24 protein-coding genes are annotated in these 24,308 nt (G+C 63.5%); 14 read left to right on the forward strand and 10 right to left on the reverse strand.

Annotated elements, in window-relative coordinates:
* Positions 1 to 72: 72 nt before the first annotated feature.
* Positions 73 to 600 carry a xanthine phosphoribosyltransferase gene (gpt, locus tag BRA1417_RS0128795; protein WP_007602504.1) on the reverse strand — a complete coding sequence of 176 codons (528 nt, stop codon included), beginning with the start codon at positions 598 to 600 and terminating at the stop codon, positions 73 to 75.
* 36 nt (positions 601 to 636) lie between these two features.
* Positions 637 to 1,374 (reverse strand): molybdopterin-binding protein, encoded by a 738-nt coding sequence (locus BRA1417_RS0128800; RefSeq protein ID WP_027518748.1) that lies wholly within the window; start codon positions 1,372 to 1,374, stop codon positions 637 to 639.
* Between the two features lie 278 nt (positions 1,375 to 1,652).
* On the opposite strand from BRA1417_RS0128800, the gene BRA1417_RS0128805 reads away from it, so the two are divergent.
* From BRA1417_RS0128805 to BRA1417_RS0128825, 5 genes are all read left to right on the forward strand, one after another.
* Positions 1,653 to 3,071 (forward strand): circularly permuted type 2 ATP-grasp protein, encoded by a 1,419-nt coding sequence (locus BRA1417_RS0128805; RefSeq protein ID WP_027518749.1) that lies wholly within the window; start codon positions 1,653 to 1,655, stop codon positions 3,069 to 3,071.
* A 4-nt stretch (positions 3,072 to 3,075) separates the two neighbouring features.
* Positions 3,076 to 4,020, forward strand: a complete 945-nt coding sequence (locus BRA1417_RS0128810; RefSeq protein WP_027518750.1) for an alpha-E domain-containing protein — start codon at positions 3,076 to 3,078, stop codon at positions 4,018 to 4,020.
* Positions 4,021 to 4,188: 168 nt separating this feature from the next.
* Positions 4,189 to 5,037: a transglutaminase family protein gene (locus tag BRA1417_RS0128815; RefSeq protein WP_027518751.1), complete on the forward strand. Its 849-nt coding sequence runs from the start codon at positions 4,189 to 4,191 to the stop codon at positions 5,035 to 5,037.
* Positions 5,038 to 5,159: 122 nt separating this feature from the next.
* Positions 5,160 to 5,918 (forward strand): proteasome-type protease, encoded by a 759-nt coding sequence (locus BRA1417_RS0128820; RefSeq protein WP_027518752.1) that lies wholly within the window; start codon positions 5,160 to 5,162, stop codon positions 5,916 to 5,918.
* A gap of 26 nt (positions 5,919 to 5,944) precedes the next feature.
* Positions 5,945 to 6,703, forward strand: a complete 759-nt coding sequence (locus BRA1417_RS0128825) for an SDR family oxidoreductase (RefSeq protein ID WP_018455301.1) — start codon at positions 5,945 to 5,947, stop codon at positions 6,701 to 6,703.
* Positions 6,704 to 6,956: 253 nt separating this feature from the next.
* On the opposite strand, the gene BRA1417_RS0128830 is transcribed toward BRA1417_RS0128825, so the two are convergent.
* Complete coding sequence (locus tag BRA1417_RS0128830; RefSeq protein ID WP_035969574.1) at positions 6,957 to 8,195, reverse strand: MFS transporter; 1,239 nt, start codon at positions 8,193 to 8,195, stop codon at positions 6,957 to 6,959.
* 158 nt (positions 8,196 to 8,353) lie between these two features.
* Between BRA1417_RS0128830 and BRA1417_RS0128835 the strand changes: the two genes are divergently transcribed.
* Positions 8,354 to 9,604: a NupC/NupG family nucleoside CNT transporter gene (locus BRA1417_RS0128835; protein ID WP_027518754.1), complete on the forward strand. Its 1,251-nt coding sequence runs from the start codon at positions 8,354 to 8,356 to the stop codon at positions 9,602 to 9,604.
* Between the two features lie 13 nt (positions 9,605 to 9,617).
* On the opposite strand, the gene BRA1417_RS0128840 is transcribed toward BRA1417_RS0128835, so the two are convergent.
* From BRA1417_RS0128840 to BRA1417_RS0128850, 3 genes are all read right to left on the reverse strand, one after another.
* Positions 9,618 to 10,709: a rhomboid family intramembrane serine protease gene (locus BRA1417_RS0128840; protein WP_245286282.1), complete on the reverse strand. Its 1,092-nt coding sequence runs from the start codon at positions 10,707 to 10,709 to the stop codon at positions 9,618 to 9,620.
* A 298-nt stretch (positions 10,710 to 11,007) separates the two neighbouring features.
* Positions 11,008 to 12,078, reverse strand: a complete 1,071-nt coding sequence (locus BRA1417_RS0128845) for a low specificity L-threonine aldolase (protein ID WP_027518756.1) — start codon at positions 12,076 to 12,078, stop codon at positions 11,008 to 11,010.
* 27 nt (positions 12,079 to 12,105) lie between these two features.
* The gene (locus BRA1417_RS0128850) at positions 12,106 to 12,975 is read right to left on the reverse strand and encodes an amino acid ABC transporter substrate-binding protein (RefSeq protein WP_027518757.1); all 870 of its coding nucleotides are present in this window, start codon (positions 12,973 to 12,975) and stop codon (positions 12,106 to 12,108) included.
* A gap of 154 nt (positions 12,976 to 13,129) precedes the next feature.
* Between BRA1417_RS0128850 and BRA1417_RS0128855 the strand changes: the two genes are divergently transcribed.
* The 3 genes from BRA1417_RS0128855 to BRA1417_RS40965 all read left to right on the forward strand — a co-directional run bounded on the left by BRA1417_RS0128855 (position 13,130) and on the right by BRA1417_RS40965 (position 16,299).
* The gene (locus tag BRA1417_RS0128855; protein ID WP_027518758.1) at positions 13,130 to 14,050 is read left to right on the forward strand and encodes a LysR substrate-binding domain-containing protein; all 921 of its coding nucleotides are present in this window, start codon (positions 13,130 to 13,132) and stop codon (positions 14,048 to 14,050) included.
* 121 nt (positions 14,051 to 14,171) lie between these two features.
* Entirely contained in the window at positions 14,172 to 14,378 is a 207-nt protein-coding gene (locus tag BRA1417_RS45740; protein WP_245286283.1) for a hypothetical protein, read from the forward strand.
* Positions 14,368 to 16,299, forward strand: coding sequence for a tetratricopeptide repeat protein (locus BRA1417_RS40965; RefSeq protein WP_245286284.1), 1,932 nt, complete (start codon positions 14,368 to 14,370; stop codon positions 16,297 to 16,299). Before BRA1417_RS45740 ends, BRA1417_RS40965 begins: the two co-directional genes overlap by 11 nt.
* A 12-nt stretch (positions 16,300 to 16,311) precedes the next feature.
* Here BRA1417_RS40965 and BRA1417_RS0128865 read toward each other — a convergent pair whose 3' ends face one another.
* Positions 16,312 to 16,863 carry a cupin domain-containing protein gene (locus tag BRA1417_RS0128865; RefSeq protein ID WP_027518759.1) on the reverse strand — a complete coding sequence of 184 codons (552 nt, stop codon included), beginning with the start codon at positions 16,861 to 16,863 and terminating at the stop codon, positions 16,312 to 16,314.
* Between the two features lie 102 nt (positions 16,864 to 16,965).
* Positions 16,966 to 17,253 (reverse strand): usg protein, encoded by a 288-nt coding sequence (locus BRA1417_RS0128870; RefSeq protein ID WP_007602477.1) that lies wholly within the window; start codon positions 17,251 to 17,253, stop codon positions 16,966 to 16,968.
* Positions 17,254 to 17,631: 378 nt separating this feature from the next.
* On the opposite strand from BRA1417_RS0128870, the gene BRA1417_RS0128875 reads away from it, so the two are divergent.
* Together BRA1417_RS0128875 and groL are read left to right on the forward strand one after the other, a co-directional pair.
* Positions 17,632 to 17,946 carry a co-chaperone GroES gene (locus tag BRA1417_RS0128875; protein ID WP_027518760.1) on the forward strand — a complete coding sequence of 105 codons (315 nt, stop codon included), beginning with the start codon at positions 17,632 to 17,634 and terminating at the stop codon, positions 17,944 to 17,946.
* A 44-nt stretch (positions 17,947 to 17,990) separates the two neighbouring features.
* On the forward strand, positions 17,991 to 19,631 hold the full coding sequence (groL, locus tag BRA1417_RS0128880; RefSeq protein ID WP_027518761.1) for a chaperonin GroEL: 1,641 nt from the start codon (positions 17,991 to 17,993) through the stop codon (positions 19,629 to 19,631).
* A 120-nt stretch (positions 19,632 to 19,751) separates the two neighbouring features.
* On the opposite strand, the gene lepB is transcribed toward groL, so the two are convergent.
* Complete coding sequence (lepB, locus tag BRA1417_RS0128885; protein ID WP_027518762.1) at positions 19,752 to 20,498, reverse strand: signal peptidase I; 747 nt, start codon at positions 20,496 to 20,498, stop codon at positions 19,752 to 19,754.
* A gap of 107 nt (positions 20,499 to 20,605) precedes the next feature.
* Complete coding sequence (locus tag BRA1417_RS0128890; RefSeq protein WP_027518763.1) at positions 20,606 to 21,439, reverse strand: LysR family transcriptional regulator; 834 nt, start codon at positions 21,437 to 21,439, stop codon at positions 20,606 to 20,608.
* Between the two features lie 131 nt (positions 21,440 to 21,570).
* Between BRA1417_RS0128890 and BRA1417_RS0128895 the strand changes: the two genes are divergently transcribed.
* The 3 genes from BRA1417_RS0128895 (at position 21,571) to BRA1417_RS0128905 (ending at position 24,295) form a co-directional block, all read left to right on the forward strand.
* Positions 21,571 to 22,164 (forward strand): cysteine hydrolase family protein, encoded by a 594-nt coding sequence (locus BRA1417_RS0128895; protein ID WP_027518764.1) that lies wholly within the window; start codon positions 21,571 to 21,573, stop codon positions 22,162 to 22,164.
* A gap of 13 nt (positions 22,165 to 22,177) precedes the next feature.
* Positions 22,178 to 22,816 (forward strand): glutathione binding-like protein, encoded by a 639-nt coding sequence (locus tag BRA1417_RS0128900; RefSeq protein WP_027518765.1) that lies wholly within the window; start codon positions 22,178 to 22,180, stop codon positions 22,814 to 22,816.
* Between the two features lie 111 nt (positions 22,817 to 22,927).
* Positions 22,928 to 24,295 (forward strand): caspase family protein, encoded by a 1,368-nt coding sequence (locus tag BRA1417_RS0128905; RefSeq protein WP_027518766.1) that lies wholly within the window; start codon positions 22,928 to 22,930, stop codon positions 24,293 to 24,295.
* Positions 24,296 to 24,308 lie beyond the last annotated feature (13 nt).

Genomic DNA, 24,308 nt, shown 5'->3' on the forward strand with positions numbered 1-24,308 from the left:
ACGACGCAATCCAGACTGTTTCCGCGGACACATTTCTGGATTGCTTCGCTGCGCTCGCAATGACGGCGATAATCACGCCGCCCCGTCGCGAAGCGGCGGGTGATAGGACAGCGCGGTGTCCCAGGGGAAGAAGATCCAGGTGTCCTGCGAGACTTCGGTGATGAAGGTGTCGACCAGGGGACGTCCCTTCGGCTTGGCGTAGACCGTGGCGAAATGCGCATCGGGCAGCATCGCGCGCACCAGCTTGCCGGTCTTGCCGGTGTCGACGAGGTCGTCGACGATCAGGAGCCCCTTGCCGGTGCCGCCGCCAAGCTTCATCACGTCTTCGGAGATGCCCTTCAGCACTTTGAGGTCGCCCTGCTTGTCGTGGTCGTAGCTGGCGATGCAGACCGTATCGATCACGCGCACGCCGAGTTCGCGCGCCACGATCGCGGCCGGCACCAGGCCGCCGCGGGTGATCGCGATCACCGCATGAAACGGACCAACCTCGTTAAGCCGCCAGGTCAGCGCCCGGCAATCCCGGTGGAACTGGTCCCACGACACCGGAAAGGGGCGGCCCGCCCGTTCTTCCGCACTCAGTTCCGGTGCTTCACCAGCCATCGTCGTCTCCTGCTTCGTCTGCCGGCAGCTAGGTTGCTAGCGGGTGATATTCAATCCCGCCAGCATTTCCTTCACCGCCGCCATTGCGGCTGCGAGCTTGTCCGCATCGCGCGAGCGCACCACCAGATTGGTGTTCGGCTTCTGCTCTTCATCCATGAAGGGATAGCTGCCGATGATGGTGTCGGGATGAGCGGCGGCGATCGCCCGCAAGGGGCTGCCGATGTCGCCTTCCCGCGCATTGGCGCGGACCGATTCGGAGAGCATGCGGACGCCCGATTTCAGCTTGGGCGAGACGATGTCCATCATCGCCTGCATGATCGACGGCACGCCCGCCATCACGATGACATTGCCGATCTTGAAGCCGGGGGCGAGGATGGTGGCGCTCTGGATCAACTCGGCACCATCGGGAATGCGGGCCATGCGCAACCGGGCCTCATTGAGGTCCTGCTCGCTCCAGCGCTCGCGGAAACGGGCGACCACCTCCGGATGATGGTCGATGCCGACGCCGAACGCCTTGGCGACGCTGTCGGCGGTGATGTCATCATGGGTCGGCCCGATGCCGCCGGTGGTGAAGACATAGGTGTAGCGATGCCGCAGCGCATCCAACGCGGCAATGATGTCGGGCTCGTCGTCGGAGACAACCCGGACCTCCTTCAGGTCGATGCCGATATTGGTCAGGTATTCGGCGATGAAGCCGATGTTCTTGTCCTTGGTCCGGCCGGACAGGATTTCGTCCCCAATGACCAGAATACCCGCCGTGACGATCTCGCTCATACCTCAAGTCCCTCACCTATCAGTCCGACTTTGCCGAGGTAACGCGTTGAAGTCACGCGGTTTTGCTGCCGAAATAAGCAGTCCTCAGCCATTTTTTCAGGCAAGCCGCCGGCCATCCCCGGCAAATGTCCTCTCCCCATGCTTTATCGCGCTGGCCCGGCCCTTGCTACCGCATGAAAGTCATGCACTCTTGCCGCATGGCCAGGACGTTGCGGTCTTCACCAGGGCCTCGCGGCCTGTCGAATGGCGCAACGCCTTGCGGAGACAAGTCGGGATCTATGGCAGTCGCGTTTGATGAAATGAATATTCCCGGTGGGGACCTTCGCCCTGCCTATCAGGAGCTGGCGCGCTGGCTCAAGGAGACGCCTCCCGAGGCGCTCGAATATCGACGCCAGGAGGCCGAGCTCCTGTTCCGCCGCATCGGCATTACCTTCGCGGTCTATGGGGACTCTGAGTCCACGGAGCGCCTGATCCCCTTCGACGTGATCCCGCGGATCATGTCCGGCAAGGAATGGTCGCTGCTGGAGAAGGGCCTGAAGCAGCGCGTGCGCGCGCTCAACATGTTCCTGCGCGACATCTATCACGGCCGCGACATCCTCCGCGCCGAGATCGTACCCGACGACCTCATCTTTCAGAACCCGGTCTTCCGTCCCGAAATGAACGGCCAGCAGGTGCCGCACGACGTCTACGTGCACATTGCCGGCATCGACATCGTCCGGGTCGATGCCGAGGACTTCATCGTGCTGGAGGACAATGCGCGTACGCCCTCCGGCGTGTCCTACATGCTGGAAAATCGCGAGATCATGATGCGGCTGTTTCCGGACCTGTTCGCCCGCCACAGGGTGGCTCCGGTCGAACGCTATCCGGACGAGTTGCTATCGGCCCTGCGCTCGGTGGCGCCGCAAAGCGCCTCCGGCGAGCCGACCGTCGCGTTGCTCACGCCGGGCGTCTACAACTCGGCTTATTACGAGCACTCCTTCCTCGCCGACAAGCTCGGTATCGAGCTGGTCGAGGGCCGCGATCTCATCGTCAAGAACAACGAAGTGTTCATGCGGACGACCGAGGGCGTGAAACGGGTCGACGTGATCTACCGCCGCGTCGACGACGACTACCTCGATCCCCTCACCTTCCGCCCCGACTCCGCGCTCGGCGTGCCCGGGCTGATGTCGGCCTATGCGGCCGGCAACATCACGCTCGCCAACGCCGTCGGCACCGGCATCGCCGACGACAAGGCGATCTACTCCTACATGCCGGACATCGTAAAATTCTATCTCGGCGAGGAGCCGATCCTGAAGAACGTGCAGACCTGGCGCTGCCGCGAGCCGAAGGACCTCGCCTATGTGCTGGACCATCTGAGCGAACTCGTCGTGAAGGAGGTGCACGGCTCCGGCGGCTACGGCATGCTGATCGGACCTGCCGCGACCAAGGCGACGATTGAAGCCTTCCGCGAAAAGCTCAAGCGCGAGCCCGAAGGCTTCATTGCGCAGCCGACGCTGGCGCTCTCGACCTGCCCGACCTGCACGGCATCCGGCCTCGCGCCGCGCCACGTCGACCTGCGACCGTTCGTGCTCACCGGCAGCAAGAGCACGACGATCGTGCCCGGCGGGTTGACACGCGTCGCCCTGAAGGAAGGCTCCCTGGTGGTGAATTCGAGCCAGGGCGGCGGCACCAAAGATACCTGGATCCTGGACGAGTAGAGAGATGCTGTCGCGTACCGCCGAAAACCTCTATTGGCTCGCCCGCTATGTCGAACGGGCCGAGTATCTCGCGCGCACCATCGATGCAACGCTGCGCGTCACCGCGCTTCCCGCCGCCTATATCGGCAAGACCAACGAATGGGACTCGGCGCTTTTGACTGCCGGCGTCGCCGCAAGCTTCTATCAGCAGTACGAAGAAGCCAACGAACGTAACGTCGTCGATTATCTCTCGTTCTCGGCGGACAATCCGTCCTCGATCAGGAATTGCATCGAGGCGGCGCGGCTGAATTCGCGCTCGGTGCGCACAGCGCTGACGAGCGAGATGTGGGACACCATCAACTCGGCCTGGATCGAATTGCAGGAAGTCTGGAGCAGAGGGACCTCCACGCGCGAGGACCTCGCGAAGTTCCTGCGCTTCGTGCAGGAGACCTCGCTGCGTTTCGACGGCTCGGCCTACCGGACCATGTTGCGCAACGACGCCTACTGGTTTTCGCGGATGGGCCTGCATCTCGAACGCGCCGACAACACCGCGCGCATTCTCGACGTGAAATACCATGTGCTGCTGCCCGAGGAGGAGCATATCGGCGGCCCGCTCGATTTCTACCAGTGGACCTCGATCCTGCGCTCGGTTTCGGCGCTGACGGCCTATCACTGGGTCTATCGCGAGACGCTGAAACCCTGGCTCATCGCGGATTTGCTCATCCTCAACGATTCGCTGCCGCGTTCGCTCGCAAGCTGCTACGGCAATCTCGTGCGCAATCTCGATCAGATCGGGGTCGCCTATGGCCGCCAGGGCCCAGCCCAGCGCCATGCCCGCGGCATCCGCAACCGGCTGGAACACAGCAATATGAACGACATTTTCCAGCACGGCGTGCATGAATTCATTCAGGAATTCATCTCGGACAATTCCAGACTGGGCGAAATCATCACGAAGCAGTATTTGATCTGATGTCCCCCGACTGATGAAAACGGGATATCGTCATGGCCGGGCTTGTCCCGGCTATCTACGTTCTTGCTTTCGCGTGCGAAGAAGATCGTGGATGCCCGGGACAAGCCCGGGCATGACGAGCTTCTTTGCGGCGGCAGTCGGGCCTAACCACTAACTTCACGGTCCACCATGCGCCTGCGAATCCTGCACACCACAACCTATCGCTACGAGCCGCAGGCCACGAGCGTCATCCAGATCCTGCGCATGACACCCGGCAGCCATGACGGGCAATATGTGGCGGAGTGGCAGATCGACGTGTCGACCGATACCAAGCTCGACACCCATGAGGACGCGTTCGGCAACGTCACCCATGTGCTGTCCTGCGGACCCGTCGGCGACATCAAGATCACCGCCGAGGGCCTGATCGAGACCCACGACACCGGTGGCGTTCTGCGCGGCGCCGACGAGCGCTTTCCGGCCGGCATGTTCTTGCGCGCCACCGACCTTACCACGGTCAATCCGGCGATGAATGCGGTCGCGCGCCAGCTGCGCAGCGAGGCCGAGAGCGACACGCTCGGCTTCCTGCACACGCTGATGACGCAAATCAGCGATCACATGACCTTCGACGAGGACCCGACCAACAGCGGCACGTCGGCGGCGGAAGCGTTCACGCTCAAGCGCGGCGTCTGCCAGGACTACGCGCACATCTTCATCGCCTGCGCCCGCAGCGGAGGCGTGCCGGCGCGCTTCGTCTCCGGCCATTTCCTGCGCTCCGACGGCACGGTGCATCAGGACGCGGGCCATGCCTGGGCGGAGGCCTATGTCGACGGTCTCGGCTGGGTCGGCTTCGATCCCGCCAACAGCATCTGCGCCACCGACGCCCATGTCCGCGTCGCGATCGGCCTCGATTATCTCGGCGCCGCCCCCGTGCGCGGCACCCGCTATGGCGGCGGCGCGGAGACGCTGTCGGTGACAGTCAAGGTCGAGCAGGCCGGCCGCGGCGGCCAGTCGCAATCGCAGTCCCAGCGGCAGAGCTGAACCACGCCACGCAAGCCCCTCGCCCGCGCACAGCTTCACCCTGCCGCCCCGCGGCAATCGGGGGTTGGAGCGGCCCTTGAAATTGGCTAGTAATTCGGCGCAAACGCGTTCGGGGACTGGAAATGACCTATTGTTGCGGAATTCTGGTTCGGGACGGTCTGGTGATGATCGCCGACACGCGCACCAATGCGGGCCTCGACAACGTCTCGACCTTCCGCAAGCTTCACATCTTCTCCAAACCCGGCGACCGCATCATGGCGATCGCCAGCGCCGGCAACCTCGCCGTCAGCCAATCGGTGCTCTCGACGCTGACTGAGGGCCTCGAAGACCCCAACACGGGTGAGATCGAGACGCTGATGAATGCGCCGACCATGTTCCAGGCCGCCCAGCGCATTGGCCGGGCGATCCGGGCCGTGCACGCGACCGAAGGGCCGGCGCTCAAATCCGAGGACGTGTCGTTCGACGTCTCCTTCCTGTTCGGCGGCCAGATCAGCGGCGCGCGCATGCGCCTGTTCATGGTCTACACCGCCGGCAATTTCATCGAATGCACCACCGATACACCCTATCTGCAGATCGGCGAGCACAAATACGGCAAGCCGGTGCTCGACCGCGCCATGCATTACGACGTCGAACTCTACGAGGCGCTGAAGACCGGGCTGATCTCGATGGATTCGACCATGCGCTCGAATCTCGGCGTCGGCCTGCCGATCGACGTGCTGGTGGTGCGCGCCGACGCCTGTGAGGCCGATCTCAACCACCGTATCGAGGCGGGCGAGCCCTATTTCCACGATTTGCGCTCGCGCTGGTCGGCGGCCTTGCGCGCCGCGCACCAGAACATTCCGCGGCCGCCCTACAAGAACGAAAAAGAATCCAAAACCTGACAGCTCAAGAGAAAAGGCAGGAAACGATGAGTGAAGCGAAAAAGATCGCAGTGGTGACGGGCGCCGGCACTGGAGTCGGGCGCGCGGCGTCACTGGCGCTGATGAACACAGGCTTCACCGTGGTGCTCGTCGGGCGCCGGCCCGAGATGCTCGAGGAGACGGCCAAGCTCGGCCCCGCCGGAAAGAGCCTCTGCGTCACCGCCGACATGACCAAGCCGGACTCGATCGCCGCACTGTTCGACAAGGTCAAGGCCACCTATGGCCGGCTCGACGTGCTCTTCAACAATGCCGGGATGGGCGCACCGCCGGTGAATTTCGAGGATCTCAGCCTCGAGCAGTGGCAGGCGGTGGTGAACACCAACCTCACCGGACCGTTCCTGTGCACCCAGCACGCCTTCCGCATCATGAAGGACCAGACCCCGCGCGGCGGCCGCATCATCAACAACGGCTCGATCTCGGCGCATGCGCCGCGGCCATTCTCGGCTGCCTATACCTCGACCAAGCACGCCATCACCGGCCTCACCAAGGCGTCTAACCTCGACGGGCGCATGTACGACATCGCGGTCGGCCAGGTCGACATCGGCAATGCCGCAACGCCCATGACCGACCGCATGGTCAACGGCCCCGGCGTGCTGCAGCCCGACGGCACGTCGAAGCAGGAGCCGCGCATGGATGCGAAAGCGGTCGGCGACGCCGTCGCCTACATGGCCGGCCTGCCGCTCGACGCCAACGTGCTGACCATGACCGTCATGGCCACCAAGATGCCGTTCGTGGGACGGGGCTGAACAACAAACGCGAAAACAACCCCATGCACAGTAGGCGCCCTATTGATTCATCTACGGTATTTCCGCAGTCGTCATTGCGCGCAAAGCTCTCTCCTTCGCCCTCTCCCCGTTCTTACGGGGAGAGGGTTGGGGTGAGGGGCTGCTTCAGCAAATCACGGTAGCAACTAGACTCGCGGAGAGTCCCCCTCACCCGGAATCCGCGCTACGCGCGAATTCCGGCCTCTCCCCGCAAGCGGGGAGAGGCGAAGAGTCCCTACTCCAGCCTCTCCACCTGCCGAAGGCTCGGAAACAGCTTCATCCACAGCAGCGCCACCGCGACCGTGCAGACGCCGCCCAGCACGGCTGCCGGCATGGCGCCGAACAGTGCGGCTGCAACCCCGCTCTCGAACTGGCCGAGCTGGTTGGAGGCGTTGATGAAGAGGAAGTTCACCGCACCGACCCGGCCGCGCATCTCGTCGGGGGTCGCGAGTTGCACCAGCGAGAAACGGATCACGACGCTGATCGTATCGGCCGCGCCGAGAACGGCGAGCGCGAGCACCGACAGCCACATCCAGGACGACAGCGCGAACACGACCGTTGCGACGCCGAACACGATCACGGCCTGAAACATGCGCAGGCCCACATGCCGCGAAATGGCGTGACGGGCCAGCACCATGGTCATCAGCAGCGCGCCGACCGCGGGCGCGGCGCGGAGGATTCCGAGTCCCATCGGACCAGTCTGGAGGATGTCGCGGGCATAGATCGGCAGAAGCGCGGTGACGCCGCCGAACAGCACCGCGAACAGATCGAGCGAGATGGTGCCGAGGATCGCCGGATTGCTGCGAATGAAGCGGACGCCGGCGAAGATATTGTCGGCTCCCGCCATATCCTTGGCGATCGCCTGCGGGCGCGGGCGGATGAAGCCGGTCAAGATCATCCCAAAGATCCAGAACAGCACCATCACCGCGTAGGCAAGATGCGGCGCGACCGCGTAGGCAAAACCGCCGAGCGCCGGCCCTGTGATGGTCGCGACCTGCGCCGCACCGCTGGAGACGGCGGTGGCGCGCTGGAGCGAGCCCTGCGGCGCAATCGCCGGCAGCAGCGCGGCAGTGGTCGGACTTTCGAAGGCTCCGGCAATGCCGAGCACGAAGGTGGCCAGGAAAATCTGAACTTCGCTGACCACCCCGAGATAAGTGATGATTCCGAGATAGAGTGCAGTCGCCGCCTCCACCAACTGGCAGAGCTGAACCACGCGCTTGCGCTCGTAGCGATCGGCGGCATGGCCTGCGACGAACACCAGCAGTGCCGTGGGCAAGAACTGCACGAGACCGACCATGCCGAGGTCGAAGGCCGAGCCGGTGAGGTCGTAGATCTGCCAGCCGATCGCGACCGCCGCGATCTGGCTGGAGAATCGCGACAGGCTGCGCGAGAGCAGAAAGAACAGGAAGGCGCGATGGGAGAGGAGCGCCCGGGCACTGACCGGCGGGTTTCTCGATATTGGCTGGTCTGGCATCGCCTCTTCGGTCACGCTCGGACTATCCGGCTCATGATGTCGACTTGCTCCGGGTGGCTGACGCGGACCTGCTTGTCAACAGCGGGAGGCTCCGACAATCTCCCGGCATTGCGTTTGCAACGCAGGGGTGGCCATAATCATCGGGGTTTGGGGACATCATGCTGCGGCTGCAATCGGCACTCGGCGTTTTCGCATTGCTGTTGATCGCCTTGGTCCTGAGCGAGAACCGCCGCGCGGCCTCGCTGCGCCAGGCGGCGATCGGCCTCGTCGCCACCTTCGTCACCGCGATCGTTCTGCTGAAGGTGCCTGTCGTCGCGCGCGCCTTCGGTGCCATCAACGACGCCGTGGGCGCGATCTCGGCGGCCTCGCGCGCCGGCTCCTCATTCGTGTTCGGCTATGTCGGCGGCGGTCCCCTGCCCTTCGACCTGAAAGCACCGGGTGCCGATTTCGTCCTGGCGTTTCAGGCGCTGCCGATCGTGCTGGTCATGAGCGTGCTGACGACGCTCTTGTTCTATTGGCGCGTGCTGCCGCCGGTCGTGCGCGGCATGGCCTGGCTGCTGGAGCGGACGCTCGGCGTCGGCGGCGCGGTCGGACTCTCGACAGCCGCCAACATCTTTCTCGGCATGGTCGAGGCGCCGCTGTTCGTGCGGCCTTATCTCGCGCGGATGACCCGCAGCGAGTTATTCCTGGTGATGACCGGTGGCATGGCCGGCATCGCCGGCACGGTGCTGGTGCTGTATGCGACGCTCCTTGCTCCCCTCATTCCCGACGCAGCGGCGCATTTCGTCATCGCCTCGGTGCTGGGCGCGCCGGCCGCGATCCTGGTTAGCCTGATCATGGTGCCCGAGACATCCGACAAGCGCACCGGCGGCGCACTGGAAGATCCCGACATGGAATTCTCCGGCACGACGGATGCGATCGTGAAAGGGACCGGCGCGGGGATCGAGCTGCTGATCAACATCGTCGCAATGCTGCTGGTGCTGGTGGCGCTGGTCTACCTCGTCAATGCGATCCTTGGCCTGCTGCCTGATATCGGCGGCGCCGCGATCTCGTTGCAGCGCCTGCTCGGCCTCGTGATGGCGCCGGTGTGCTGGCTGATGGGATTGCCGTGGGACCAGGCGATCACCGCCGGCGGCCTGATGGGCACGAAAACCGTGCTCAACGAGCTGATCGCCTATGTCGACTTCTCGAAGCTGCCGCCCGGCACGCTCGATCCGCGCTCGCGCCTGATCATGCTCTACGCGATGTGCGGCTTCGCCAATTTCGCCAGCCTCGGCATCATGATCGGCGGTCTCGGCGTGATGGCGCCGGAGCGGCGCGAGGAAATCAATGCGCTCGGGCTGAAGTCGATCGTGTCGGGAACGCTGACGACGTGTCTGATGGGAGCAGTGGTGGGGGTGTTGAGCTAGCTCTCTCCGCTCGTCACTCCGGTCGACCGCACAACTTCGACTTCTGCAATATACGCCGCACCTCAGGCAGCTTGGCACGGCACGGCTCGACCGCCATGGCCTTCGCCTCACCGTTTCGTCCCTGCGCCCACAGCAACACCGCCATCAAGCCCTGCGCCCCGATGCGCACCGGTCCACCCGCGACATCCGAAGCGGCGAGCGACATGGCAGTTCGCGCTTCTGTTTCAGCGGCACTGAGGTTCGCTTTTTCAAGGAAGAAGACCGCACGGAACAGATGAGCCCGCGGGTCTTTCGGATAGCGGGTGACGAGATCTGAAGACCGGCTCGTCATCTCGCCAGCGCTCGGCGGCACTTCCGATACGCGGATATACTGCACGGCATCAGCCATATAGGACGAATAATGAGCGGCGGCGAAGCCGGCGCAGATCAGAGATCCGACGAATCCTCCGAGCAACACCATGCCGGTGCTCCGCGGCAGGCTGTCATAGGACCAGAAGGCGAGCCACGGCACGATGGCAAGCGCACCGCCGGCCAGCGCACCACCTGCATGGGCAAAATAGTTGACATTGCCGGAGGCTCCAAAGGCAAGCGGCAGCAGAGCGGGAACACCAAAGAAGAGCGACGTCTTCAGTCTCGACATTGTTTGCTCGGCGTCCGCCTCTGGCTCGAAGCTCGCGACGAACAGCGCCGCGATGAGCCCGGTAATGGCGCCGGACGCACCGACGCTCACCGTGCCGGGGCCGTTGCCCAGAAGCGAGCCGGCCTCCCCGGCCACTGCACTGGCGACGAAGATCAGCGAAAACCAGCCACGACCGATCAGGCTCTCCAGCCTGACGCCGACGATGAACAGCGCAACGCAGTTGCCTATGAGGTGCCCATTGCTGCCATGCAGAAGCGGCGCAAGGCCGATCCGCCACCACTCGTTCCTTCCGACAACCAGATCGTAGCCGGACGCGCCCTGAGCGATCAGCGAACGGACATCGAGCGAGCCGTCCGGCCCAATGTCCATGGCGAGACTGCGTTGCAGAGCGTAGATCAGGAGCAGACAGAAAATCAGGCCGATGGTGAGGAAAGGGATATCGGCCAGAAGCTTGTTATCGCCCAAAAGCGTCCCTTCACTGGGCAGGGGCCGGGGAGCGATCGGTGCGGCGACGGGTTGAAGCGGCGCGGTTGAAATGATCCTCTTGGAGAAGGCGCTACGACGCCGCGTCGGCCAAAAGTGTTTGTCGCCATGAAAACATTTCCCGCATTTTCACAGCCTTGAGTTGATGCGAGAGGTATTTTCGACTGGTTACCGCCCGCCCTGCGGACGGCTGAAGCCATCCGTTTGGTAACTGCGCGGTTTCACGGATCGGGCGCCTTCTAACGATCGGCTGATTGTGGGAGTGCTGAGTAAGCCCTCTCTAAGCCAAAACTCCAGCCACGGTGCGAAATGCCATGACCGCGCGATCAATATCCGCATCGTCGATATGGCGATGGGTCACGCAACGCAATCGACGCCTGCCCCAGGGCCTCGCCCTCAGGCCCGCCCTTTCGAGAGCCCCCGACCACACGGCGCTGTCGCGCCCGGAGAGAGAGACATCAACCTGCACGATATTCGTCTGCGGGATTGTCGCGCTGATCTTTGGATGCATCCCGTTCAACGCATCACTCAGGACCCGCGCGCGCCGGTGATCCTCCGCCAGACGCGTCCCCATGACCTGAACCGCCTCCAGGCCGGCCGCGGCCAGGACGCCGATCTGACGCTGCGTACCTCCCAGCATGCGACGAAACCTGCGGCTGCTGTCGATCACTGCGCGTCGCCCGGCGAGCACGGCACCGGCGGGTGCGCTCAGGCCCTTCGACAAACACAGAGAAACCGTGTCGCAATGTCTCGCAATTTCGGCCGGCGCCGTTTCAAGGGCGACGGCGGCGTTGAACAGCCGCGCGCCGTCGAGATGCACCGGGACACCGCGGGCCGAGGCCATGGCGTGCACGGCCTGCATATGATCCAGCGGCAATACGGCGCCGCTCGCGTTGTTGTGCGAGGTTTCCATTGCGACAAGAGCGGTCCCGAGCTTGAGCCCTTCGCCCTGCAGGGCATCCTCCAGCAAGTTCAGGTCCATTGCGCCGGCGGTGCCGGCAATGGCGAGATAGAACTGCCCCGTAAACGTCGCCGCCCCTCGTTCCGAGGTGTACATATGAGCATTCGATTCCAGCACGATCTGTTCGCTGCGCTGGGACTGCGCCAGCGTCGCCAGCAGATTGGCCATGGTGCAGCTCGGCACAAACAGGCCGGCGTCCTTGCCCAACGCCGCAGCCGCGACGGCCTCCAGCTCCTGCACCGTGGGGTCACCGTCCAGCCCGTCATCGCCGAGCGGCGCAGAGGCCATGCGGGCATACATCGCCTCGGTCGGCTTGGTGACGGTATCGCTGCGCAGGTCGATGGGTGGCAACCCGGCGCCCGCCGGACTCGTGTCGTGTTGTTGTGCCATTGCGAGACCTTTAGAGCGCTTGTCGCGTCATTCGTAGACTGCCGGGTCGCCGGAATCGGTCGGGTTGGCCAGCGCCCGCTTGAGGGCGGCGCTCATCGGGAATTTCAGGTTGAGGCCATGCGGTGGAATTGGTGAATTGAAATATTTGTCGTAGAGCGCCGCAATCTGCCCGCTCTTCATCAGGTCGATCACGGCCTCGTCGACCATCTTTTTGAAAGCAGGATCATCCTTGGGTTGGACGATACCATAGGGCGCCGTCTCGAGACTCTTGCTCCCGATCAGGAAGTCATCCGGCGTTCTGGAGGAGGCGACCGTGGCATAGGCGAGACCGTCATCGTTGGCGGTGCCGGCCACCCGGCCCGTCGACACCAACAGGAAAGTCTCGGCGGTGTCCTTGGCCGGCACCACCGTGATGCTGAGATTTTCCCTGGCGTTGATCAGCGTAATCACCTTGAAAGTCTGACCGCCGGCCTGGGCGGCGATGGCCTTGCCGCGAAACGAAGCCGGGTCGTTGACATCGACGCCGCCATCCTTGCGCGCGACGAGGACGACCTGCGCAACGAAGGTGGTGGGGGCAAAGGCAACGAGTTTATGCCGCTCGATGTTATTGGTCGTGTTGCCGCATTCGAGATCGATCGTACCGTTGGCGAGCAGCTGAATACGTGTCGCCGAGGTTATGGGGTTGTAGCGAACCTCGAGCTTGGGAAGCTTGAGGGCCGTCTTGATCGCCTGCACCACCTGTTCACAGATTTCCACGGTGTAACCGATCGGCTTCTGGTTACTGTCGAGATAGGCGAAGGGCACCGAGGTCTCGGGGTACCCCAATGTGATCGAGCCGCTCTCACGGATCTTGTCCAGCCTGCCCGCGGCCAGTGCCTTGATCATCGTCGCTTTCATATGTCCCCCTCTTGTCGCGAATGCCGGTGACGCCGTCCACGGCGGGTGAGCAACCCCAGGACAGCTCCGTGCGAACAGCTCCGTGCTCTGGACTATCGTCCAAAAGCCCGATCTGATGAAATTCCAGTTTCATACTCTCCTATACGGAATTGATATGGCGACCAGACGCATGGGTCTGAAGCATGTGGAGGCTTTTCGGGCGGTCTTCGTGACGGGATCGATGACGCAGGCGGCTCAGCGCATGCATACTTCGCAACCCCAGATCAGCCGCCTGATCGGACAGCTGGAAGCGATCACGCAGTTTCCGCTGTTCGACCGCAGTGGCGGCCGCCTCCGCCCGACGGTGGATGGATCGCGCTTTTTCCAGGAGGTCGAGAAGACTTTCATCGGCCTGGCGGGACTGGAGGCCAGCGCAGCCAGCATCCGCTCGTTCGGCATGGGTCGGTTAAGTGTTGCGGCGATGCCGCGCCTGGCCGGCGGCCTGCTGACACGCATCGCGGCACGCTTCAAGGTGGACTATCCGCATGTGATGATCTCGATCCGATCCGGCACGGCGAGCGCCGTGCACGACTGGGTCAGTTCCGGGCTTTGCGACACCGGATTGGCAATGCTCTACGGCGAGGTTGCGGGGGTGCATGTCGAGCCGGTGCTCAAGACGCGTTGCGTCGCGATCATGCCGAAGACGCATCGTCTTGCGCAGAAGAAGACGCTGCGCCCTGGCGATTTCGCCGACGAGGCCTTCATCTCCTTCGCCACGGGGAGCCCACTCTACGATCGCATCGATACGATCTTCGCGCAGGCGGGCGTCACGCGCCGCATCGTTGCGGAGACCGATCTGGGCGCATCGGTCTGTGCCCTGGTCGCCGCAGGCCTCGGCATCAGCATTATCAACCCGATTGCCGCGCATGACGAAAGCTCTGGCGCGGCTCTGATCACGCGCCCCTTCAACCCGGCTGTCCCCGTTACGATCGCACTGCTCTATCCACCTTATGCCGCGCGCGCCCGGTTGATCGATGCCTTCAGCGAATACGCTCGCAAGGTCATGAGCGCGGAACTGGGCTATCTCGAGCGGTAGTGGACCGATCCGCCGCGAAGCTTGTGTGAGGCTGGTGCCCTCGCAGCTCCGATGGAGCGCAGCGCAATCCGGACAATCCTTCCATGTTAATCTCTTCAGGAGATTCGGGTGGAATTGATTCATGAGCAACAGCGCAGGCCAGCGTGCATTTCAAAATGCCCGACTTCAGAAACGGCAAAAAGCCGAGGTCGGGCCGTTGCTCGCGCGCGCCCTCCAGCTGCACAAGGCGGGACTTTTGCGCGAGGCAAAGGCGGGCTATCGCGAACTCCTGGAGCTCGCGCCCAACCAATTCATCGCGCTTCATTTTGCTGGGCGCCTTGGAGGCTGAAGCCAAAAACTATCAGCAAGCGCAAGTTCTGCTGAGCCGAGCGGTGGCCGTGGATCCACGATCTGCCGAAGCTCATATGAGCCTGGGCGTCGCGCTCAACGGGTTAAAACGTCACAATGAGGCCCGCGAGAGCTATCGAAAGGCCCTCGCCCTCCGACCCAACTACGCCTTGGCCCTGTCTAATCTCGGTAACGCAAGCGCGGCCCTTGAACTCTACCAGGAAGCGCTCGAGAGCTACGACAAGGCGCTCGCAATCGACGGAAAACTTTCCGAAGCCCATAACGGCCGGGGTTGGGCGCTCTGCCGTCTGCGCGCCTATGACGAGGCTGTCGCAAGCTTAAACCGCGCGCTATCGATCAAGCCTGACTATGCCTCGGCGCTGTCGAGCCGCGCCGTTGCATTGCGGGAGCTTCAGCGATTCGAGGAAGCCATGGCGGATTGCAATCGCGCAATCGCCCTGGCACCCGACGACGCGAATGGATGGCTCTGGCGGGCCAGCATCTTGCTCCTGACCCGGCAAGTTGCCGAAGCCTTGTCCGATTGCGAGAAGGCTCTCGCGGCCGATCCCGGCTTCTCTCAGGCCCACAGCCTGCTCGGCCAATGTCTCGCGGCACTTGGCCGGGTCGACGAAGCGCTCGCCAGTTTCGACAGAGCTCTCGACATCGAGCCGGATCAGAGCACGATCTCCAGCAAGATATTCACCCTCGACTTTATGGCCGACGCCAGCGTTGCGCAGCATCAGCAAGCGCGACGTGTATGGTGGGAGCAGATCGGTGCGAAGATCGCCTCAGCAGCGGCGGGACCACATGACAACAGCCGCGATCCGGATCGCCGTCTGGTGCTGGGTTATGTCTCGTCGGATTTTCATGCACATTCGGCGGCGTTCATTTTCAAGCCGGTCCTGCAGCACCATGATCGGGCACAGTTCGAGATCGTGTGCTACGCTTGTTCATCGAAAACGGATGCGACGACCCGCGAATTTCAGGGGATCGCCAATCGCTGGCGCGACGCCTCGCAATGGTCCGACGATCGCCTCGCCGCCCAGATCCGCGCCGATGGTGTCGATATCCTGATCGATCTGTCCGGCCATACCAGTGGAAACCGCCTCGGTGTGTTTGCGCGCAAGCCGGCTCCAGTTCAGGTGCATGGCTGGGGCCACGGCACCGGCACCGGGCTGCCAACGATCGATTATCTGTTCTCGGATCCGGTCGCGATTCCTGCCGCGGTTCGGCATCTGTTTGCGGAGACCATCGTTGACCTGCCGTGCTTTGTGACGCTGGCGCCGTTGCCGGCCGGGATTGCGCGGGCGCCGACGCCGGCGATTGCGAACGGCTTCATCACATTCGGTGTCTTCAACCGCATCAGCAAGATTTCAAACGAGGCGGTGGAAATCTGGTCCAGGATTCTCGAGCGGGTGGCGGGTTCGCGACTGCTGATCAAGGATACTGCGCTGGATGCTCAGCTGGTCCGCGACAATCTGCTGGCGCGGTTTGCGGCTTGCCGGCTGCCGGCCGAACGCGTCGATCTGCTCGGAGCCACGTCGCGAGACGAACATCTGGCGACGTTCAATCGCGTCGATATTGGCCTCGACCCATTCCCGCAGAATGGCGGCGTCAGCACGTGGGAAGCCTTGCAGATGGGCGTGCCGGTCGTGGCGAAGCTCGGTCATAGTCTGCCGAGCCGTGCTGCCGGCTCCATCCTCGCCGCACTGGGCCTGCCGGACTGGGTCGCGGATAGCGATGAGGCCTATGTCGAAATCGCAGCGAGCCGTGGGTCGCAGATCGGCGAGCTCGATAAGTTGCGCCGCGAACTGCCCGGACAGATCAGGGCTGCCGCCGCCGGCAACCCAATCTCATACGCGCAAGCGGTGGACGATGCCTATCGCGCGATGTGGAAACGCTATTGCAACGACGGCGGCTGATCTCCGCTTTGCCTACGCCTTCAACTCCACCGTCCTGAACTCCGCCGGCAGGATCACCTCCAGCAGCTCGACGTCGTCCGAATAGTCCAGGATCATGTGCTTGATCTTCGGCGGCTGGGTCCAGGCGCTGCCTTCTTTCATCAGCGTCTCGCCCTCTCCGTCCATATAGGTCTTTACCCAGCCCTTGAGCACGTAGACCATCTGGAATTCGACGTCGTGGAAGTGCAGCTTCGACACCTCGTCCGGATTGCAGGGGCCTTGCAGCCGGATCACGTGCGCTTGCGCCAGCCCGTGGCTCGCGGCGGCGATGCCGAGATCGCGATATTTCGCGTAGGTGCGCAGACCGTCGGCCTTGAAGTCTTCCTCACGGTGATGGCTGATGGCGATGCGCTGCTTGGGCCGCGCCGGTTTCTTGACGGATGACTTTACGGATGACTTGGCCGGTGTCGCGCGAGCTTTCGCCTCCACCGCCTTGCGCGCCGTGGATCGTGCTGCGGGTTTGGCCCCGCTTCGCTTCTTCACCGCCGCCTGCGATGCGCTACGCGATTTTGCTTTCTTGGCCATGGGCGGTCTCCCCTGTTGTTATGGGGAGAGGTTAGCACGGAATGCGAAATCATAGGACGGGTTAGCGTCAGCGTAACCCACCCCACAGCACCGCGCTCGCCTTCAATGCAGCCGGAATACGCCGTCGACCGCGCGCAGCTCGGCCGGCTTGATCAGCTTGGAATGCGCGACCGTGACCGAGAACAGCGGACCGTCGAGCTTCTTCTGCCAGAACGCCAGGAAATCCGTCAGCGCCGGAAATTTCGGAAACATGTCGTAGTTCTGCCAGACATAGGTCTGGAGCAGCGAGCGATGATCCGGCATCCGGTAGAGAATTTCGGCCGTCGTCAGCCCGTAACCCAGCACCTGTTTCCGGAAGTCGTCGGAAACAACCCCAACTCGCGAGACCATGCCAACCTCCTTTGCAGGAGCGCATATTCAAGGGGTGGCTTTCCGGTACGCGCCCTACGAGCCACCCGGTGGAGATGCGCTCACATGAGTGAAATGTGACGCAAACTGACAATCCATCTCAAGCCCAAAAGTTTAACAAGCTGTTGAAATTCAATGCGTTAGCAGCAGACGCGGCTCCGTGCTAATACGGGCGCCGAGCGCGATTAACGATGGAAAGAGATTTTGGCAGGCGGCACTTCCGAGTGCTATTTTTCTGCTACAAGCCCTTGCTCCCGCCAAAATCCTGCCCTATCTCAGCAGTGCCTGTGCTAGCACTCGCGGGCGCAGACTGCTAACAACCCAAAATTCCCTACTAATCCAAAAGCTTAGGAGAACTGCATGAAATTCCGTCCGCTTCACGACCGCGTCGTGGTCAAGCGCATCGACGCAGAAGAGAAGACCGCTGGCGGCATCATCATTCCCGACACGGCCAAGGAAAAGCCCTCGCAGGGCGAGATCGTCGCCGTGGGCCCGGGTGGCCGCGACGAAGCAGGCAAGCTGATCCCGATCGACCTGAAGGTCGGCGACCGCGTGCTGTTCGGCAAGTGGTCCGGCACTGAGGTCAAGATCGACAACGTCGATCTGCTGATCATGAAGGAAAGCGACATCATGGGCGTCCTCGACGTCCCCGCTTCCAAGAAGAAGGCGGCCTAAGCGCCCCTCTCTTATCCAGCTAAATACCTAAGGAAAAAATCCAGATGGCAGCAAAAGAAGTTAAATTCTCGGTCGATGCGCGCGACAAGATGCTTCGCGGCGTCGACATTCTCGCCAACGCGGTGAAGGTCACGCTCGGTCCGAAGGGCCGCAACGTCGTGCTCGACAAGTCGTTCGGCGCTCCCCGCATCACCAAGGACGGCGTCACCGTCGCCAAGGAGATCGAGCTCGAGGACAAGTTCGAGAACATGGGCGCGCAGATGGTGCGCGAAGTCGCCTCCAAGTCCGCTGACGCGGCCGGCGACGGCACCACCACCGCCACCGTGCTGGCTCAGGCGATCGTGCGCGAAGGCGCCAAGTCGGTTGCCGCCGGCATGAACCCGATGGACCTCAAGCGCGGTATCGACCTCGCGGTCGAAGCCGTCGTTGCGGACCTCGTCAAGAACTCCAAGAAGGTCACCTCGAACGACGAGATCGCCCAGGTCGGCACCATCTCGGCCAACGGTGACGCGGAGATCGGCAAGTTCCTCGCCGACGCCATGAAGAAGGTCGGCAACGAGGGTGTCATCACCGTCGAGGAAGCCAAGTCGCTCGAGACCGAGCTCGACGTCGTCGAGGGCATGCAGTTCGACCGCGGCTACATCTCGCCCTACTTCGTCACCAACGCCGACAAGATGCGCGTTGAGATGGACGACGCCTACATCCTCATCAACGAGAAGAAGCTCTCCTCGCTGAACGAGCTGCTGCCGCTGCTCGAGGCCGTGGTGCAGACCGGCAAGCCGCTGGTCATCGTCGCCGAGGACGTCGAAGGCGAAGCGCTTGCGACCCTGGTCGTGAACCGTCTCCGTGGCGGCCTGAAGGTCGCGGCCGTCAAGGCTCCGGGCTTCGGCGATCGCCGCAAGGCCATGCTGCAGGACATCGCGATCCTGACCGGCGGCCAAGCGATCTCGGAAGATCTCGGCATCAAGCTCGAGAACGTCACGCTCAACATGCTCGGTCGCGCCAAGAAGGTGATGATCGACAAGGAGAACACCACGATCGTCAACGGCGCCGGCAAGAAGGCCGACATCGAAGCGCGCGTGTCGCAGATCAAGGCGCAGATCGAGGAGACCACCTCGGACTACGACCGTGAGAAGCTCCAGGAGCGTCTTGCCAAGCTCGCAGGCGGCGTCGCGGTGATCCGCGTCGGCGGCGCGACCGAGGTCGAGGTGAAGGAGCGCAAGGATCGCGTTGATGACGCGATGCATGCGACCCGCGCGGCTGTGGAAGAAGGCATCGTCCCGGGCGGCGGCGTCGCCCTGCTCCGTGCCTCCGAGCAGCTCAAGGGCCTGCGCACCAAGAACGACGACCAGAAGACCGGCGTCGAGATCGTGCGCAAGGCGCTCTCCGCCCCCGCTCGCCAGATCGCGATCAATGCCGGTGAAGACGGCTCCGTGATCGTCGGCAAGGTCCTCGAGAACAAGTCGTACGCCTACGGCTTCGACTCCCAGACCGGCGAATATGTCGATCTCGTCAAGAAGGGCATCATCGACCCGACCAAGGTGGTCCGTACCGCGATCCAGAACGCAGCCTCGGTTGCGGCTCTCTTGATCACCACGGAAGCCATGGTCGCCGAGCTGCCCAAGAAGGGCGGCGCCGGTCCGGCGATGCCCCCGGGCGGCGGCATGGGCGGCATGGACTTCTGATCCAGCCACTCAGGCACAATACGAAATGCGAAACCCCGGCAGCGATGCCGGGGTTTTTGTTTTCTCCGCTCCTCATTCCGGAGCGGCGCGCAGCGCCGGGCCCGGAATGACGGGACGGCCTCACCACACCTTTCCCAGCCGCTCCATGTGCGGCTCGCCCTCTTGGTCGAGCGACCAGAATATCCGCGTCACCTTGCCGACCAGATTGTCCATCGGCACGAATCCGATCGACGACATCACGCGGCTGTCGCTCGAGTTGTCGCGATTGTCGCCGAGCACGAAGAAATGGCCCGGCGGCACGGTGTAGACGTCGGTGTTGTCGTAGTAGCCGTTGTCGACGCAGTCCTGCGTGACATAGAACGCGCCGTTCGGCAGCGTCTCGCGCCAGCGCTTGGCCTTTGCACCGTCATCCACGCCGCAGGTTGAGCCGGCAACCACCGCCTTCAGGGCAACGCGCGTCACCGGGCGATCGTTGAGGATGAGTTGGCCCTGCCGCATCTGGATGCGATCACCAGGCAGCCCGACCACGCGCTTGACATAGTCGACCGAGGTGTCCTTCGGCGTCCGGAACACGACGACGTCGCCATGCTCGGGCTCGGCGGCCCGGAAACGCCCGGATATCCATGACGGCGCGAACGGAAACGAATAGCGGTCATAGCCATAGGCATATTTTGCGGCAAAGACGTAGTCGCCGACGACCAGCGTCGGCGTCATCGAGCCGGACGGGATGTTGAACGGCTGGAACAGGAAGATGCGAAACAGAAACGGCGGCGACCACAGCACCGGGATCAGGAGGATCAGGATGACGATCGCCTTCCATTCCCGCACTTTGGCCTGCGGGTGGATGGTTTCGTGAAGAGTAGTCATGCGCCTGCCCTGATCAAGCCCGTGGTCGTCGCGAGATTACGCAACCTTTGCGCGCGCGCAATCCCATAACTTGGTCGCGCCGCGCACGGATCGCGTTCACGCCGCAATCAGCCGCGCGCGAGATCGCTGAAGCAGCGGCGGATCCATTCGATGGTGAGCCGCGTCGCCGGATCGCGCTTGAGATGGTTCTGCACCAGCAGCCAGACGTCGCGGCGCCCAGGCAGCAGTGTGGCGCGCAGCCGGCGATCGCCGAGCAAGTCGGCGCAGACGTGCTCCGGCAACACGCCCGCGGCCTGATGCGCGCGGATCAGGTTACGGATGACGCGAACGTTGTCGGTGACGCAGCGCGCATGGGCCTGCTTCATACGCAGGAACTGCATCTCGGGAATGGCACCGAGTTCGTCCGGATAGGCGCACAGCACCGGCTCGCCCTCGGTCGCAACAGGCTCGAAATAATAGAGCTTGACGTCACCGAGCCTGGAGATCGCGAAGTCGCCCTTGTCGGGCTTGCGCAGCCGGATAGCGAGATCGGCTTCCCAGCGCGAGAACTTGACGTTCTCGCTCGAGGTCAGGAATTGCAGCGTCAGGCCGGGATTGGCGCGCAGGAAGTCACTCGCGCGCGGCGACAGAACCTCCTCGGCGACCGTGTTGGTCGAGGCGATACGCAGACGTCCCACCGGGCCCGCCAGACTCTCGCCGACGCGACCGATCTCGGCGGCATGTGCGGCCATCGCCTCGACATGCGCCAGCACCGCCTCGCAATGCCGCGTCGGCCGACGCTGGCCGTCCACCGCATCGAACAGCGGCACGCCGAGATCGCGCTGGATGCGTGCGAGCCTGCGGCCGACGGTGGTCTCGTCGATGCGCAGCCGCGCGCTGGCGCCGGCATAGGTGCCCTCGTCCCTGACCGCGGCAATGATGCGCAGATCGTCCCAGTTCATGGCGATGAGCCTAGCAGGCACGAGCGGCACCTGCAAATTTGCAGCCATATGCTGCAATAGTCCTGCACATCGGCAGGCCGCCGCCGCGCTAGTGTCGTGCCATCCGATACCGCCAGGAAAGCCCGACCCGCATGACCGCCCCAAAAACCCTGCTTGAATTGTCCGGCGCCGATCTCAATTCGCCCAGGCTCGCCGATTCCTGCCTCGTGCTGATCGACATCCAGAATGAATATTGCGCCGGCCCGCTTGCCTTGCCGGATGCGGAGCCCGCGATCGCCGCCGCCGCACGCCTGCTCGCCCGCGCGAGGGCGAGCGGTGCTGCGATCTTCCATATCGCGCACAAGGGACGTGCCGGCAGTCTGTTCGACCGCGAGGCCGCGCGCGGCGCGATCGTCAGGCACCTGGCGCCGCTCGCCAGCGAAGCCGTGATCGAAAAGACGCTGCCGAACGCTTTTGCCGGCACGGACCTTCAGGTCCGACTGGCCGCAACCGGACGCAACAACATCGTGCTGGCCGGCTTCATGACCCATATGTGCGTTAGCTCGACCGCGCGCGCCGCGCTCGACCTCGGCCTGCGCACGACGATCGCAGCCGATGCCTGCGCCACACGCGATCTTCCCGACGGCTGCGGCGGAGCGCTCTCCGCAAGGACCATCCACGAGGTCGCCCTGGCCGAATTGTCGGATCGGTTTGCGATCATCGCGCAAACCGAGGCGCTGACCTGAGGGAGCGTGGGCGATGCTGCAACTCTATTTCTCCCCGATGGCCTGCTCGCTTGCGAGCCGCATCGCGCTGATGGAAGCGGGCCTCGATGCCCGCTATCATCCGGTCCATCTCCAGACCAAGCAGGTCGTGGAAAACGGCAGCGACTTTCGCGCAATTTCGCCGAAGGGCGCGGTGCCGGTCCTGGTGCTGGAGAATGGCGAACGGCTGACCGAAAGCGCGGCGGTGCTGCAATACATCGCTGATCTGAAGCCGCAGGCGGGCCTTGCACCCGCGTTCGGAGATCCCGACCGCTATCGGCTTCAGGAATGGCTCAGCTTCGTCGGGGCCGAGATCCACAAGGCGTTCCTGTTTCCAACCTTCTGGTACAAGGACGACGCCTCGCTCGCCAAGCCGCGTGCAAGGATAGCGCAGACATTGTCGATGCCTGCCACGCATCTGGCGGACCGCGAATTCCTCGTCGGCAACAGCTTCACCGTCGCGGATGCCCACCTCACCTGGGCTTTGCTGCTGCTCCGGCCGGCGGGAATCGACATCGCGCAATGGCCATCGTTGTCGGCCTATCTCGCGCGCATGCAGGCGCGGCCAGCCGTGCGCGACGCGATTGCGGCCGAAATGGCCGTGCGCAAGACGATGGCGGCGAGCCCAGCGTGACAGGATGTCACGGCCGGGAAATCCGAGCGTTTTCTCTGGCAGGGCATTGATGTCGGCGCGGCATGCGCTAATCTGGAGGGATATTTTTCGACATTTCCTTGGAAGGCATTCATGCGTGCTCTTTCCAGATTTCGCCTTGCCAGACGTTGTCTCGCCAAACTCTGCCTCGCCCTCCTCGCCTGCTGGCTGTGCCCTGGACCTGCATCGGCGGAAACGCGCGTCGCGCTGGTGATCGGCAACGGCGCCTATGCCAGTACGGCGAAGCTTCCCAATCCGTCGCACGATGCCGAAGACGTCGCCGCCTCGCTCAAGCGCAGCGGCTTCGAAGTGCTCCAGGGCATCGACCTGCGGCAGACCGATATGCAGGACCTGACCATCCGCTTCGCGCGCGCCGCGAGCAAAGCCGACGTCGCCATGTTCTACTACAGCGGCCATGCGATGCAGTACAACGGCGTGAACTATCTGATGCCTGTCGACGCCGTGCTGAGCGATGAAGCGGATCTGAAGCGCTTCGTGCGGGTCGACGATATCGTGAACGATCTGCAGCAGGCCAAGAACCTGCGCATCCTCATCCTCGATTCCTGCCGCGACAATCCGCTGGCCGAAACCTTGAAACGCTCCGCCGGCATGACGCGCGCTGCCTCGATCGGGCGGGGCTTGTCGAAAGTCGAAGCACCACGCGGCACGATCGTATCCTTCTCAACCCAGTCCGGGCAGACGGCGGCTGATGGCAACGGCCGCAACAGCCCCTATACGACGGCGTTCCTGAAGCACATCGAGGAGCCGCAGGAGATCGGCGAGGTCTTTCGCGACATCAGCAGCGACGTCTACGATTCCAGCGGCAAGACCCAGCTCCCGGAACTGTCGCTGTCGATCATCGGCAAGTTCTACCTGAACGGGCCGGTGTCGGTTACGGTGGCGCCAGCGGCTCCACAAGCTGCCCCCCGGGCTGACCCTTGCGCGGCAGCAGAGGCGCACTGGAAGGCCGCGGACGGCATCGGCACCCTTGGCGCCTACGAGGACCATCTCACGAGATTCCCGAATTGCATCTTCGCCACGCTTGCCAAGGCCCGAATTGAAGGTCTGAAGCAGAAGGTGGCGCTCGCGCCGGCAAGCGGCAACGCCCGTACCGCGAAGGACTTCGACGGCAATTGGGACGTGACGTTGAACTGCCCGCCTACCGGCAAGGCACAGGGCTTCACCCGGGCCCTGTCTGCCACGGTTGCGAACGGCGTCTTTCATGCCGACGCCCAGAGCCAGGGCGCCGTCAACCGCCTGGAGATCGACGGCCAGATCCCCGCGGACGGCAAGACGACCTTGAGCGCGCGCGGAACGACGGGGGCGAGCACCTACACGCTCAACAACCTCGCGCCCGGCTCGCCCTACGCCTTTACGGTGGATGCGCAGTTCGATCGCACCCGCGGCACCGGCAAGCGCAACGAGGCACGCGCCTGCGGCCTGGTCTTCGTCAAACGCTGATCGTGCATCGTGC

The sequence above is a fragment of the Bradyrhizobium sp. WSM1417 genome, assembly GCF_000515415.1.
In the GTDB taxonomy this organism is placed as follows: Bacteria; Pseudomonadota; Alphaproteobacteria; order Rhizobiales; family Xanthobacteraceae; genus Bradyrhizobium.

Excerpts from the sequence above, each read along its gene's own strand:
- BRA1417_RS0128845 (WP_027518756.1), bottom strand. The coding sequence starts at position 12,078 with ATGGCACAACAACACGACACGAGTCCGGCGGGCGCCGGGTTGCCACCC.
- gpt (WP_007602504.1), bottom strand. The coding sequence starts at position 600 with ATGGCTGGTGAAGCACCGGAACTGAGTGCGGAAGAACGGGCGGGCCGC.
- BRA1417_RS0128805 (WP_027518749.1), top strand. The coding sequence starts at position 1,653 with ATGGCAGTCGCGTTTGATGAAATGAATATTCCCGGTGGGGACCTTCGC.
- groL (WP_027518761.1), top strand. The coding sequence starts at position 17,991 with ATGGCAGCAAAAGAAGTTAAATTCTCGGTCGATGCGCGCGACAAGATG.
- BRA1417_RS0128870 (WP_007602477.1), bottom strand. The coding sequence starts at position 17,253 with ATGGTCTCGCGAGTTGGGGTTGTTTCCGACGACTTCCGGAAACAGGTG.
- lepB (WP_027518762.1), bottom strand. The coding sequence starts at position 20,498 with ATGACTACTCTTCACGAAACCATCCACCCGCAGGCCAAAGTGCGGGAA.
- BRA1417_RS0128815 (WP_027518751.1), top strand. The coding sequence starts at position 4,189 with ATGCGCCTGCGAATCCTGCACACCACAACCTATCGCTACGAGCCGCAG.
- BRA1417_RS0128905 (WP_027518766.1), top strand. The coding sequence starts at position 22,928 with ATGCGTGCTCTTTCCAGATTTCGCCTTGCCAGACGTTGTCTCGCCAAA.
- BRA1417_RS0128820 (WP_027518752.1), top strand. The coding sequence starts at position 5,160 with ATGACCTATTGTTGCGGAATTCTGGTTCGGGACGGTCTGGTGATGATC.
- BRA1417_RS0128855 (WP_027518758.1), top strand. The coding sequence starts at position 13,130 with ATGGCGACCAGACGCATGGGTCTGAAGCATGTGGAGGCTTTTCGGGCG.
- BRA1417_RS0128850 (WP_027518757.1), bottom strand. The coding sequence starts at position 12,975 with ATGAAAGCGACGATGATCAAGGCACTGGCCGCGGGCAGGCTGGACAAG.
- BRA1417_RS0128830 (WP_035969574.1), bottom strand. The coding sequence starts at position 8,195 with ATGCCAGACCAGCCAATATCGAGAAACCCGCCGGTCAGTGCCCGGGCG.
- BRA1417_RS0128890 (WP_027518763.1), bottom strand. The coding sequence starts at position 21,439 with ATGAACTGGGACGATCTGCGCATCATTGCCGCGGTCAGGGACGAGGGC.
- BRA1417_RS0128900 (WP_027518765.1), top strand. The coding sequence starts at position 22,178 with ATGCTGCAACTCTATTTCTCCCCGATGGCCTGCTCGCTTGCGAGCCGC.
- BRA1417_RS0128865 (WP_027518759.1), bottom strand. The coding sequence starts at position 16,863 with ATGGCCAAGAAAGCAAAATCGCGTAGCGCATCGCAGGCGGCGGTGAAG.
- BRA1417_RS0128800 (WP_027518748.1), bottom strand. The coding sequence starts at position 1,374 with ATGAGCGAGATCGTCACGGCGGGTATTCTGGTCATTGGGGACGAAATC.
- BRA1417_RS0128810 (WP_027518750.1), top strand. The coding sequence starts at position 3,076 with ATGCTGTCGCGTACCGCCGAAAACCTCTATTGGCTCGCCCGCTATGTC.
- BRA1417_RS0128895 (WP_027518764.1), top strand. The coding sequence starts at position 21,571 with ATGACCGCCCCAAAAACCCTGCTTGAATTGTCCGGCGCCGATCTCAAT.
- BRA1417_RS0128825 (WP_018455301.1), top strand. The coding sequence starts at position 5,945 with ATGAGTGAAGCGAAAAAGATCGCAGTGGTGACGGGCGCCGGCACTGGA.
- BRA1417_RS0128875 (WP_027518760.1), top strand. The coding sequence starts at position 17,632 with ATGAAATTCCGTCCGCTTCACGACCGCGTCGTGGTCAAGCGCATCGAC.
- BRA1417_RS0128835 (WP_027518754.1), top strand. The coding sequence starts at position 8,354 with ATGCTGCGGCTGCAATCGGCACTCGGCGTTTTCGCATTGCTGTTGATC.
- BRA1417_RS45740 (WP_245286283.1), top strand. The coding sequence starts at position 14,172 with ATGAGCAACAGCGCAGGCCAGCGTGCATTTCAAAATGCCCGACTTCAG.